Raw genomic sequence first — 12182 nt, forward strand, 5'->3', positions numbered from 1 at the left:
ATGGCGGCGCCATCGTCCGATGTCACCGGACCCGGTCTGCAGCATCGGCTGCGGCTGCGGTTGGAGGTCACCGGCGCAGTCCAGGGGGTGGGCTTTCGGCCGTTCGTTCATCGGCTTGCCGTGAGCGAGGGGCTGGGCGGTTTCGTGCGCAATACCGGCGCGGGCGCATCGGTGGAAGTCGAGGGCTCGCCAGAGGCGCTCGCGCGCTTTCTATCGAGGCTCGACGCCGAAATCAAGCCTCCGGCGGCTATTCATCGGCGGCAGAGCAGGCCGCTTCCGGTCCAAGGGGAGCAAGGCTTCGTGATTGCTCCGAGTGCAACCACCGGCCGACGCTGCGCCCTGGTGCTGCCCGATTGTGCGATCTGCCCGGCGTGTCTGAGCGAGATGCTTGATCCGAACGACCGGCGCCACCTTTATCCGTTTACGAGCTGCGCACATTGTGGCCCGCGTTACAGCCTCATCGAGGCCGTGCCATACGATCGTGCGCGCACGGCCATGCGCCACTTCCCGATGTGCGCCGCCTGCCGCGCGGAATACGATGAGCCCGGGTCGCGCCGCTTTCACGCGGAAACGAGCGCGTGCCCCGAGTGCGGGCCGCAACTCGCGCTCTGGGATGCGACCGGAACCGTTCAAGCCGAGCGGCATCGGGCGCTGCAGCATACAGCCGCTGCCTTGCGCGAGGGCAGGATTGTCGCCCTCAAAGGGTTGGGCGGTTTCCAACTGCTCGTCGACGCCCGCAACGACGCTGCGGTATGCCGCCTGCGGGAGCGAAAGCGGCGTCCGGCGAAGCCGTTCGCCCTGATGGTTCGGACACTGGCCGACGCGATGGCTCTCGCGGAACTCTCGGAGACCGGGCAACGGCTCCTCTGCTCGAGCGCAGCGCCCATCGTCCTGGCCAGAGCAAGGGCGGATGTGTCCTTCATAGCGCCAAGCGTCGCTCCGGCCAATCCGCTGCTTGGCATCATGCTACCTTACACGCCGCTGCATGCGCTCTTGATGCGAGAGCTTGATTTTCCGATTGTGGCGACCAGCGGCAATCGGGGCGGCGAGCCGATCGTGATTGACGAGCGCGCGGCGCTCGAACGGCTCGCGGGCATCGCCGATCTCTTCCTCGTGCATGATCGGCCGATCATGCGGCCGGTGGACGACTCCGTCGTGCGGGTGATCGCGGAGCGAGAGGCCGTCTTGCGGCACGCGCGGGGTTATGCGCCTCTGGCGCTTGCCTGCCCGGCCGCCGCCGAGCCGGCTGCCGCGCTCGGCGCGCACCAGAAGAGCGCGATTGCGCTCGCCGCGGATGGACAGATCATCCTCGGTCCGCATATCGGCGATCTGACTGCCGCTGCGACGCGCGAAGCCTTTGCGCAGGCGCTCGAGGCCATGGCGACACTCTACGACGTGCATCCTCGGCGCGTCGCTTGCGACGCCCATCCGGACTATTACAGCACGCGCTTGGCGCAAGCTTCGGGCTTGCCCGTGCAGCACGTGCCGCATCATCTTGCGCACGTGCTGGCGGGGATGGTCGATAACGAACTCGCCGGCCCCGTGCTCGGTGTCGCTTGGGATGGCGCCGGCTATGGCGATGACGCGTCGATCTGGGGCGGCGAGTTTCTGACCGTCGATGCAACACGTTTTTGCCGCGCCGCCCATCTGCTGCCGTTTCGCCTCGCCGGCGGCGAGGCCGCCATCCGCGAGCCGCGTCGTGCCGCGCTCGGCGCCTTGTATCTGATCTTCGGCGAGGCGGCGTTCGCAATGACGGACCTCAAGCCCGTGGCGGCTTTCGCCCCGACGGAGAAGCAGGTGCTTGGCACCATGCTGCGCCGCGGTGTCAACGCGCCTTTGACGTCGAGCGCTGGCCGGCTCTTCGATGCGGTTGCCGCATTGCTCGATCTCGTCCAGACAGCGAGCTTCGAAGGTCAGGCCGCGATGGCCGTCGAATTCGCGGCGCAGCGGGCAGTGGAGTCGGTGTCGCTGGCTGCCCCGCGCCTCACGGAGCATGCCGGCAGCCTTTTGCTCGACTGGCGACCGATGCTGGCCGACATCGTGGCCGGCTGGCGTGACGGTGTCGCTGCGCCGGTGTTGGCGGCGGCGTTCCATGAAAGCCTGGTCGAGGCCGTCGTTGCGGTGGCGATGCGCGTCGGGCGCGAGCAGGTCGTGCTGAGCGGCGGTTGCTTTCAGAACGCGCGGCTCGTGGAACATGCCGTGCATCGCTTGCGCGAGGCCGGCTTTCGTCCGTATTGGCATCGACGCGTTCCGCCGAACGACGGCGGCATTGCCGTTGGCCAGGCCCTGTTCGCCGCTCGGCCACTGACTGGGGAGAAGATCTGATGTGCCTCGCCGTTCCGGGAAAGATTCTGAGCATCGATGGCGATGATCCTTTGTTGCGGCAAGGGAGGGTCGCGTTCGCCGGCATCGTCAAGCAGGCCAATCTTGCCTACGTGCCCGAAGCGCGGCCCGGCGATTATGTGCTGGTCCACGCCGGCTTTGCCATCGCTTTGATCGACGAGGCGCAGGCCCTCGCGACGCTCGCCTGGCTCGCCGAGGCCTCACGGGAGGATGCCAGATGAAATACGTCGACGAGTTCCGCGATCCGACGCTTGCGCGTTGTTATGCCGATGCGATTGCGCGCATCGCGACGCGCCCGTGGTCGATCATGGAGATTTGCGGCGGCCAGACCCATTCGATCGTGAGGCACGGCATCGACCAGATGCTGCCGCGCGGCGTGACGCTTCTGCACGGCCCCGGCTGCCCGGTCTGTGTCACGCCCTCCGGCATCATCGACGCGGCGATCGCCATCGCGAGCCGGCCCGAGGTGACATTCTGTTCGTTCGGCGACATGCTTCGCGTGCCCGGCGAAACCGGGAGTCTGCTGGCCGCGCGCGGGCGCGGCGCCGACATCCGCATGGTCTATTCGCCGCTCGATGCGCTGGCGATTGCGCGAGATAGACCGGATCGCGAGGTTGTCTTCTTCGCCATCGGCTTCGAGACGACCGCGCCGGCCACCGCCATGGCCGTGCTGCAGGCCGAGCGAGAGCGGGTTGCGAATTTTTCGCTACTGGTGTCGCACGTGCTCGTGCCGCCCGCGATCGAGGCGCTGCTGAGCGATCCGGGCAACGGCGTACAAGGGTTTCTCGCCGCCGGCCATGTCTGCGCGGTGATGGGGTATTGGGAATATGAGCCGATCGCACGCCGCTTCGGCATTCCGATCGTCGTAACCGGTTTCGAACCCGTGGATCTCCTGCAGGGACTTTATTTGTGCATCCGGCAGCTTGAAGCGGGCCGAGCCGAAGTGGAGAACCAGTACCTGCGCACGGTGCAGCGTGACGGCAACCGTCATGCGCAGGCCGTACTTGGCCGCGTTTTTTCGGTGCGGCCGCAACAATGGCGTGGGATCGGCGAAATCGCCAATAGCGGTTTGGGACTTGCGCCGGATTACGCACGCTTCGATGCGCTACGGCGTTTTCCGGATATCGTCGCGCCGCCCGAGCGTTGCAATGAATGCATCAGCGGCGAGGTGCTGCGCGGGGTGAAGAAACCTGGCGATTGCCCGGCTTTCGGCACACGATGCACACCGGAGCATCCGCTGGGTGCGACGATGGTGTCGTCCGAAGGCGCTTGCGCCGCCTACTATCGTTATCGCAGGCCATCGCACAGCGATGCGGCCGGCGAGCCTGCCCGCCCGAGGATCCTATGAGCGACACGCCGCGCTTCGCGCCGAATTGCCCCATGCCGGCCCTGTCCGGGGACATCATCGAACTCGCTCACGGCGGCGGCGGCCTGCTGACCCGGCGGCTCATCGACGGGCTCTTTCGTCCCGCGTTCGCGCAGTCGCCCGACGATCTCACCCATGACGGGGCGGTATTCGACATCGGGGGCGTGCGCCTCGCCTTCACGACCGATTCCTACGTAGTGCAGCCGCTATTCTTTCCGGGCGGCGACATCGGCTCGCTTGCCGTCAACGGGACGGTGAACGATCTGGCGATGTGTGGCGCCGAGCCGCGCTACCTCAGCGCCGGGCTGGTGATCGAAGAAGGCTTCCCGATCGACGATCTGCGCCGCGTGGTGGTGTCCATGCGCGATGCGGCAAGGGTGGCGGGCGTGCGTCTCGTGACCGGCGATACGAAGGTGGTCGAGCGCGGCAAGGGCGACGGCCTCTATGTCAACACGTCCGGTGTAGGGATCGTCGCGCCGAGGTCGCCGATTTCGCCCCGGCAGGTCAGGAAAAACGATGTCGTCGTTCTGAGCGGCGATATCGGCCGCCATGGGATCGCCATCATGGCGATGCGCGAAGGACTCGGTTTCGAGACCACGATCACGAGCGATTGTGCACCTCTGGCCGCCAGCGTGCGGGCGCTGCTTGATGCGGGAATCGATCTGCATTGCATGCGCGATCTGACGCGAGGCGGCCTGGCCACGGCATTGCTCGAGATTGCTGCAGCGGGGTGCGTGACGATTCGGCTCGATGAGTCGGACATTCCGATATCGGATCCGGTGCGCGGCGCTTGCGAGATCCTCGGGCTCGATCCGCTTTATGTGGCGAACGAAGGGCGGTTCGTCGCGTTCGTATCGCCCGGGTGCGCAGAGCGGAGCGTCGCGATCCTGCGCCGTTTCTGCGCGCACGCAACGGTCATTGGCACGGTTGCCGATGACCCGGCTCCAACGGGCGCCGTCGAACTGCGCACGCTTGGCGGCAGGCGCGCACTCGACATGCAAACGGGGGAACAGTTGCCCCGCATATGCTAGACAGTGTAGTGAATCGGGCTCGATGCGGCGAAGCGGTTTTGATTCCGCGCGAACCGGGACCAAGGGGCTTCGCCGTCGCGAAACGCGTCGTCAGTCTGCTGTCCGAATTGGCGGCACGAGCCTTCTGAGCAGCGGACCGAAGGTCAGGCCCTGAACCAGGATGGAGAAGAGCACGACGATATAGGTGGTCGTGAGGATCAACTCGCGTGGGTGGCCTTCAGGCAGCAGGAAGGCCAACGAGATCGAAAGGGCGCCCCTTAGGCCTCCCCATGTCAGCAGCGCGATCGTTCCCTTCGGAAATGAAACGACGGCACCCATGGTCTTGATCGGGATGAAGACGCTGATGACTCGGCCCGTCAACACGCAGGCAATGCCGATCAAACCGAGCGCGAGATACGTGTCCGTCTCTTTGATGGCGAGGATTTCCAGCCCCATGAGCAGGAACAGTAGGCTATTGAGAATCTCGTCGACCAGTTCCCAGAACGTCCCCAGATATTCCTGCGTTTTCTTTGACATTGCCCGCTTCAGTCCGTTATTGCCGAGGAGCAGTCCGGCGACGACCACGGCGATCGGCCCCGACATGCGAAGGGCGTCGGCAAGCGCGTAAGAGCCCATGCATAAAGCGATGGAAAGCAGAATCTCCACTTGGTAGTCGTCGATCGTGCGAATCAGGCGGAACGTCATCCAACCGAGCAGCCAGCCTAGCGCGATACTGCCGAGCGTTTCCTGGACGAAGAACCACGAGACGGTCGCGATGCTCGGCTCGCTTCGGCCCGTGGCGATGTCGAGGATCGAAAGGAAAATCACGGCGCCAACGCCATCGTTGAACAGGCTTTCGCCGGTGATACGGGTTTCGAGATCTTTTGGCGCGCCGGCCTTCTTGATGATGCCGAGCACAGCGATTGGGTCGGTCGGCGAGATCAGTGCGCCGAACAGCAATGCGTAGATGAAGCCAAGGTCATACCCCAGCGCATGGGCGGCACTCCAGAAGAGCGCGCCTATGACGACCGTGGACAGGATGGTACCGAACGTGGAAAGGATCGTGACGGTCCACTTGACCTTGTACAGATCCCCCAAATCGACGTGCAGCGCGCCGGCGAAGAGAAGAAAAGCCAAAAAACCGTGAAATACTAGATCGCTGAAATCGATGCTGGGAACGAAGCGGGCATACCTTTGAATTTCGACGAGGCCTGTCTTCCCCAAGAAAACCAACACGAGGGAGGACACAAGCGCAATCGCCATCAAGCCGATTGTCGGGGGCAAAGACAGAAGGCGGTGGTTCAGGTATCCGCCCAGCGCAGTCAGCACGATCAAGACGGTCACGGTTTGGAACAAAGTCATAGGCGAGAGGTGTCCGTTCGAAGTTAGGTGGCGGCCCTTTGGTTGCGTCGCTGCCGACGCCATTTTATCGGGAGCGCCGTGAGCCGAAAGGCGAACGTTGCAAGCGTAGCGTTCCCGCAGGCAGAACGAAGCGCAAACGGCAGGCCACGAGACCGAACCTGACGCTCGTCTCGCTCGTCCGAAAGCTTACGGATCGGTTGCAGTCTCGAGCCGCCGTGTCGTGCCGCCGACAGCGCTCGCTGCGGGTGCGGTTGATATCGATCAACTCGTGCCGGGGCGACTCGGCAATACTGATCAATGGCGCGAACGAGCCGATTGGGAGCTTGAATATGCAATACATCGAGAATCGCACGTTCGACGAACTCAAAGCGGGAGACACGGCAAGCCTCGTACGAACCCTCACGCACGAGGATATCGAGCTGTTTGCGATCATGTCCGGCGACGTCAATCCGACGCATGTGGATGAAGCCTTCGCCCGCAGCGACGAATTCCACAGGATCGTTGCGCATGGCATGTGGGGCGCCGCGCTGATCTCGACGGTGCTGGGCACGCAACTTCCCGGCCCCGGGACGCTCTACGTCGATCAGTCTTTGCATTTTTGCTGCCCGGTCGCGCTGGGCGACACCCTCACCGTCTCGGTGCGGGTGACGAGCAAGGTGGGCACCACGCATCACGTCGTGTTCGATTGCCGCGCAGTGAATCAGCATGGCGAAGCGGTCATCACCGGCACGGCCGAGGTCGTGGCTCCGACCGAGAAGACTTCGCGCCCCCGCATCACACTGCCTGAGGTGGAGTTGCGCATGAAGGGGCACCGCTACGAGCATTTGATCGCGATGACGCACGGGCTCGCACCGATTCGAACGGCAGTGGTTCATCCGGTGGACGCACCCTCGCTGCTGGGAGCGGTGGAAGCGGCGCGCGCCAATCTCATCGTGCCGATACTGATCGGGCCGGAGGCTAAGATTCGGGCGACGGCGGCTCTCGCTCAACTTGACCTGACGCCCTACGAAATCGTGCCGACGGCGCACAGCGATGCGGCCGCGGCGCAAGCGGTTGCGATGGCGCGCGCGGGCAAAGTCGATGCATTGATGAAGGGTGCGCTTCATACCGACGAACTCATGCATGCAGTGGTCGATGCCGATCAGGGCTTGCGCACGGCACGTCGCATCAGCCACGTGTTTGCGATCGACGCGCCGCGCTATCCGCGGCCTCTTTTCGTCACCGACGCGGCGATCAACGTCTACCCGACGCTCGCCGAAAAGCGCGACATCGTTCAAAACGCGATCGATCTGGCGCACGCGCTCGGGATCGTCGAGCCGCGCGTCGCGATCCTCTCCGCGGTCGAAACGGTGACCGAGACGATCCGCTCCACGCTCGATGCGGCGGCGCTGTGCAAGATGGCCGATCGCGGGCAGATCACGGGGGGCATTTTGGACGGCCCGCTCGCGTTCGATAACGCGGTTTCGACGGAGGCAGCCGAAACGAAGGGCATCCATTCTCAGGTGGCGGGGCGAGCCGACATCTTCGTCGTGCCGGACCTTGAAGCAGGAAACATTCTGGCGAAGCAACTCGAGTATCTTGCAGACGCGCAGGTCGCCGGCATCGTGCTCGGTGCGCGGGTTCCAATCATTCTGACGAGCCGAGCCGACAAGACGCTCGCGCGTCTCGGCTCGTGTGCCATCGCGCTGCTGCTTGCCCGTCACGCACCGGAGCAAAAGGCATGAGCGATGCGATTCTCGTATTGAATGCGGGCTCTTCGAGCATCAAGTTCTCGGTCTTTCCGGGCCACGCCCGGCCCGAGCGCGCGGCCCTGCTGTGCGACGGCGAATGCGAGGGCATCGGAGAGCGGCTGCACTTTACGGCGAAAGATCGTGCCGGCGTATCGCTGGCCGATGAATACCCCGCAGGGATCACGCATGAAGATGCGCTGTCCGAATTGCTGCGATGGATCGAGCGCTACTTCCGAAGCCATCGGCTGGTCGCGGCCGGACATCGTGTCGTACATGGCGGAGTGCGATACACGTCACCGGTTCGGATCGATACGTCGGTGATCGACGAGCTTCGGCGGCTCATTCCACTCGCACCGCTGCATCAGCCTCATCATCTTGCCGCGATCGCAGCCATATCGAAACTTCACCCCACGCTGCCACAAATCGCGTGCTTCGACACGGCCTTCCATCACACGCAGCCCGAGGTGGCCACGAGCTTCGCAATACCGAGGCGGCTGACCGCGGAGGGTATCCGCCGGTACGGCTTTCACGGCCTGTCCTATGAATACATCACGAGCGTTCTCCCGGATGTCCTCGGACCCGTTGCCGCAAATGGCCGCGTCGTGGTGGCCCATCTCGGAAGCGGTGCAAGCATGTGCGCTCTCCGCGAGCGCAAGAGCGTGGCGACGACGATGGGCTTCACGGCGCTCGACGGGCTGCCGATGAGCCGTCGCTGCGGCAATCTCGATCCGGGTGTCGTCCTCTACCTGATCCAGGAGAAGGGCATGACCGCGCAAGAAATCAATCGCCTGCTCTATCACGATTCGGGGCTGCTCGGCGTGTCTGGCATCAGCGACGACATGCGCGTTCTGCTCGCCAGCGATCGCCCGTCGGCCATGCAGGCCATTGCGCTCTTCGTTTATCGCATCAACCGCGAATTGGGTTCGATGGCTGCGGCCCTGGGAGGGCTCGATGCGCTGGTGTTCACTGCGGGGATCGGCGAGCACGCGAGCGAGATCCGCCGTCTTGTCTGCGACGGCGCTGCCTGGCTGGGGCTGGATCTCGACCAAAGCGCCAACGCTGCGGGCGGTCCGCGCATTACACAATCCGGCAGCAGGACCTCGGCCTGGGTGATTCCGACAGACGAAGATTTGATGATTGCGCGCCACACGTGGGCGGCGTTGAACCCGGCGGCGGCAATCGCTTAGCGGACCTCGCGCGGGCTATTGCAGCAAGACCACCTATGAAAGACGCATCCGCGGCAGGCCCTTCGAGCGCGATGGGCCGATCGAACAGCCAGGAGGCTGACATGACGCAGGAACAGATGACCGAGGAAGCCGCAGCCGCGGCCGCCCCGCAACCGAACGACGAAGACGCGAATGGGCTGACGGACGCCGAGGCGGAGAAGCGGCTGGCCCAGTATGGCGAGAACGCGCTTGCCGAGCATCAGGTCGGCATGGTCGAGCGGCTTGCTCATTTCTTTTGGGGGCCGATTCCCTGGATGATCGAGGTGGCCGCCGTGCTGTCGGCCGCGCTCGGGCATTGGGCGGATCTCGCGATCATCGTGACGATGCTTGTTATCAACGCGGGCGTCGGATTCTGGCAGGAGTTCAAGGCCGACAATGCGATTACGCTGCTGAAACAGCGGCTCGCGCTCAAGGCACGCGTGCGTCGCGATGGAGTGTGGAAGGACATCGAGGCGCGACTGCTCGTTCCCGGCGACGTCGTCCACGTGAAGCTGGGCAATATCGTGCCCGCCGATCTGAAGTTAATCGACGGCGCCTACCTGAGCGTCGATCAGGCGGCCCTGACCGGGGAATCGCTTCCAGTCGACAAGAAGGTGGGTGACGAGGCCTATTCCGGGTCGATCGCCAAGCAAGGTGAGATGAGCGGGGTCGTCACGTCCACGGGCATGAACACCTATTTCGGCAAGACGGCGCATCTTGTCGAGCAGGCCAAGAGCGTCTCGCACTTCCAGCGCGCTGTGCTTCGCATCGGCAACTTTCTGATCATGGTGACGATCGGCCTCGTGCTCCTGATCGGACTCGCCGCGCTGTTTCGTCGCGATCCGATCGTCGAAACGATTCAGTTCGCCCTCATCCTGACCATCGCGTCGATCCCTGTCGCATTGCCGGCCGTGCTTTCCGTCACCATGGCCATCGGCGCCGAAAGGCTGGCGAAGTTCAAGGCGATCGTCTCGCGCCTCGTCGCGATCGAAGAGATGGCCGGGATGGACATGCTGTGCAGCGATAAGACCGGCACGCTCACCAAAAACGAGTTGACCTTGGGCGACTTGGAGCCGGCGCCGGGTGTGACTGCCGAGGACCTCATACTGGCTGCCGTGCTGGCGTCGCGGCGCGATGCGCCCGATGCGATCGATGCAGCCATTCTTGCGAGCGTTCCGGCGAATCGGCAATTCGATCGCTACACGGTGAAGGCGTTCTATCCATTCGACCCTGTGGTGAAGCGCGCAGAAGCGGACATCGAAGAGAACGGCCGAAGCTTCAAGGTTGCCAAGGGGGCGCCCCAGGTGATAGTCGATTTGTGCGCTCCTGATGCCGGTCAGCGCAGTGCGGTTTCGGCCTCGGTCAATCGCGACGCGACGCGGGGATTCCGCACCCTCGGTGTGGCGCGTACCGACGAATCCGGCAAGTGGCGGTTCCTTGGATTGTTGCCGCTGTTCGATCCGCCGCGGGACGATTGCGCCGAGACGATTGCGGTGGCCCGCTCGATGGGTGTCGAGATCAAGATGGTGACGGGCGACCATGAGGCGATCGCCAAAGAGATCGCGGGGCAGCTCGAGCTAGGGCAGAACATCGTCGTTGCCGATTCCGTCTTCGGGCAGGAAAACGAAGGCGAGCAGCTTTCGCGCATCGTTGCCGCGGACGGATTTGCGCGCGTCCTTCCCGAACACAAGTTCAAGATCGTCAAAGCGCTTCAGGGCGCGGGCCATATCGTCGGCATGACCGGCGATGGGGTGAACGATGCGCCGGCGCTGAAACAGGCGGACATCGGCATCGCGGTCAGTGGGGCCACCGATGCCGCGCGAGCTGCTGCAGACCTCGTGTTGACCGCACCCGGACTCTCGGTGATCACGCGGGCGATCGAGGAGGCGCGTCGCATCTTCGAGCGTATGACGAGCTATGCGATGTACCGTATAGCCGAGACGATCCGGCTGCTGCTCTTCATGACCGCGAGCATCCTGGTTTTCAATTTCTACCCGGTGACCGCGGTCATGGTCGTGTTGCTGGCGCTGCTCAACGATTTGCCGATCATGATGATCGCGTACGACAACGCGCCCATTGCAGCGAAGCCGGTGCGCTGGGATATGACGCGCGTACTGACCATTGCCGCCGTGCTCGGCGTTTATGGCGTAATCGTCAGCTTCGGCTTGTTCTGGATCGCCCGGGACTACCTGAAATTGTCGTTGCCGATGGTCCAGGCGCTGATATTTCTGAAGTTGCTCGTCGCAGGTCACATGACCATTTATCTGACGCGCAACAAGGGGCCGGTGTGGGAGCGGCCATGGCCGAGCTGGAAGCTCGTCGTTCCCTGCGAATTGACTCAAATCATCGGAACCTTGGCCGTGGTCTACGGCTGGTTCATGGCCCCCACCGGCTGGCCGCTCGCGCTCATGGTGTGGGGCTACGCGCTCGCAACGTTCGCGCTGGCGAGCGCGATCAAGGTCGGCGTGTATCGGCTGCTCGATCATCGTCCGGCCCGACAAACCCGGCATCTCGCGCGGATCGAGAGCTGGCTGGTCGGCCATGTTCCTCATCATTGGTAGCGCATCGGCAGTGCGAGATGACGCGTGCGACTCAGACGAACCAGGCGAGGTGAGCAATGAAGCGGATTTTGGTGGCAACGGATGGGTCGGCCGGTGCGGATCGCGCCGTCGAATATGCTGCTCGAACGGCGAAGGACTACGGCGCCGAGCTTTTGATCGTCAACGTGATTGGGGGTTATGGGCTACCGGACAAGTTATTTCTAGCATTCACCCAAGCGCAACAAACCTGGCTGAAGGATCTGCTGACGTCGCTGTCGGGTGAAATCCTGACGAAGGCACGAGAGCATGCACGAAGCTTCGGCGTTGCAACGATTGAACTCGAGTCGCGCACGGGTGACGTCGCTCAGGCCGTGATCGAGATCGGGCAGGAGAAAGCTGTAGATCTCATCGTCGTCGGCAAGCGAGGCGCCGGCGCGCTGACTCAGCTGTTGCTGGGAAGCGTTTCCGAAAAGTTGGTGAGCCTTGCGCCGTTGCCGGTTACCGTCATTCCCTGATTTCCGATCGCTGCGCGGTGGATGAGCGCCCTCGCCCCCGGAACTGCTCATGATCGATCTCTCGTCCGGCGTCCCCGGATCGATCGATTTTGCGTGCAGCGTATATATGAA

9 protein-coding genes are annotated in these 12182 nt (G+C 63.7%); 8 read left to right on the forward strand and 1 reads right to left on the reverse strand.

What is annotated here, in order from left to right; genetic code table 11:
• The 4 genes from hypF to hypE are packed head-to-tail and all read left to right on the forward strand — an operon-like array spanning window position 1 to window position 4740.
• On the forward strand, window positions 1–2325 hold the full coding sequence (gene hypF, locus MMB74_RS01435) for a carbamoyltransferase HypF (RefSeq protein ID WP_277426806.1): 2325 nt from the start codon (window positions 1–3) through the stop codon (window positions 2323–2325).
• Window positions 2325–2564, forward strand: coding sequence for a HypC/HybG/HupF family hydrogenase formation chaperone (locus tag MMB74_RS01440; RefSeq protein WP_277426807.1), 240 nt, complete (start codon window positions 2325–2327; stop codon window positions 2562–2564). Before hypF ends, MMB74_RS01440 begins: the two co-directional genes overlap by 1 nt.
• Window positions 2561–3691, forward strand: a complete 1131-nt coding sequence (gene hypD / locus MMB74_RS01445) for a hydrogenase formation protein HypD (RefSeq protein WP_277426808.1) — start codon at window positions 2561–2563, stop codon at window positions 3689–3691. The genes MMB74_RS01440 and hypD overlap by 4 nt, the downstream gene beginning before the upstream one ends.
• A complete protein-coding gene (gene hypE / locus MMB74_RS01450; protein ID WP_277426809.1) occupies window positions 3688–4740 on the forward strand; it encodes a hydrogenase expression/formation protein HypE in 1053 nt (350 codons plus the stop codon). Before hypD ends, hypE begins: the two co-directional genes overlap by 4 nt.
• Before the next feature lie 90 nt (window positions 4741–4830).
• On the opposite strand, the gene MMB74_RS01455 is transcribed toward hypE, so the two are convergent.
• Entirely contained in the window at window positions 4831–6081 is a 1251-nt protein-coding gene (locus MMB74_RS01455) for a sodium:proton antiporter (RefSeq protein ID WP_277426810.1), read from the reverse strand.
• 329 nt (window positions 6082–6410) lie between these two features.
• Here MMB74_RS01455 and MMB74_RS01460 point away from each other — a divergent pair, with 329 nt between their 5' ends.
• The 4 genes from MMB74_RS01460 (at window position 6411) to MMB74_RS01475 (ending at window position 12071) form a co-directional block, all read left to right on the forward strand.
• Entirely contained in the window at window positions 6411–7805 is a 1395-nt protein-coding gene (locus MMB74_RS01460; RefSeq protein ID WP_277426811.1) for a bifunctional enoyl-CoA hydratase/phosphate acetyltransferase, read from the forward strand.
• On the forward strand, window positions 7802–8998 hold the full coding sequence (locus MMB74_RS01465; RefSeq protein ID WP_277426812.1) for an acetate/propionate family kinase: 1197 nt from the start codon (window positions 7802–7804) through the stop codon (window positions 8996–8998). Before MMB74_RS01460 ends, MMB74_RS01465 begins: the two co-directional genes overlap by 4 nt.
• Window positions 8999–9099: 101 nt before the next feature.
• Window positions 9100–11577 carry a plasma-membrane proton-efflux P-type ATPase gene (locus MMB74_RS01470; protein WP_277426813.1) on the forward strand — a complete coding sequence of 826 codons (2478 nt, stop codon included), beginning with the start codon at window positions 9100–9102 and terminating at the stop codon, window positions 11575–11577.
• 56 nt (window positions 11578–11633) lie between these two features.
• Window positions 11634–12071, forward strand: a complete 438-nt coding sequence (locus MMB74_RS01475) for a universal stress protein (protein WP_277426814.1) — start codon at window positions 11634–11636, stop codon at window positions 12069–12071.
• Window positions 12072–12182 lie beyond the last annotated feature (111 nt).

Origin of the sequence: Trinickia sp. Y13 (assembly GCF_029522115.1) — a bacterium.
Lineage (GTDB): Bacteria > Pseudomonadota > Gammaproteobacteria > Burkholderiales > Burkholderiaceae > Trinickia.

Bases quoted from the DNA above. Each gene is read 5' to 3' on its own strand.
- hypF (WP_277426806.1), top strand. From the start codon at position 1: ATGGCGGCGCCATCGTCCGATGTCACCGGACCCGGTCTGCAGCATCGG.
- MMB74_RS01440 (WP_277426807.1), top strand. From the start codon at position 2,325: ATGTGCCTCGCCGTTCCGGGAAAGATTCTGAGCATCGATGGCGATGAT.
- hypD (WP_277426808.1), top strand. From the start codon at position 2,561: ATGAAATACGTCGACGAGTTCCGCGATCCGACGCTTGCGCGTTGTTAT.
- hypE (WP_277426809.1), top strand. From the start codon at position 3,688: ATGAGCGACACGCCGCGCTTCGCGCCGAATTGCCCCATGCCGGCCCTG.
- MMB74_RS01455 (WP_277426810.1), bottom strand. From the start codon at position 6,081: ATGACTTTGTTCCAAACCGTGACCGTCTTGATCGTGCTGACTGCGCTG.
- MMB74_RS01460 (WP_277426811.1), top strand. From the start codon at position 6,411: ATGCAATACATCGAGAATCGCACGTTCGACGAACTCAAAGCGGGAGAC.
- MMB74_RS01465 (WP_277426812.1), top strand. From the start codon at position 7,802: ATGAGCGATGCGATTCTCGTATTGAATGCGGGCTCTTCGAGCATCAAG.
- MMB74_RS01470 (WP_277426813.1), top strand. From the start codon at position 9,100: ATGACGCAGGAACAGATGACCGAGGAAGCCGCAGCCGCGGCCGCCCCG.
- MMB74_RS01475 (WP_277426814.1), top strand. From the start codon at position 11,634: ATGAAGCGGATTTTGGTGGCAACGGATGGGTCGGCCGGTGCGGATCGC.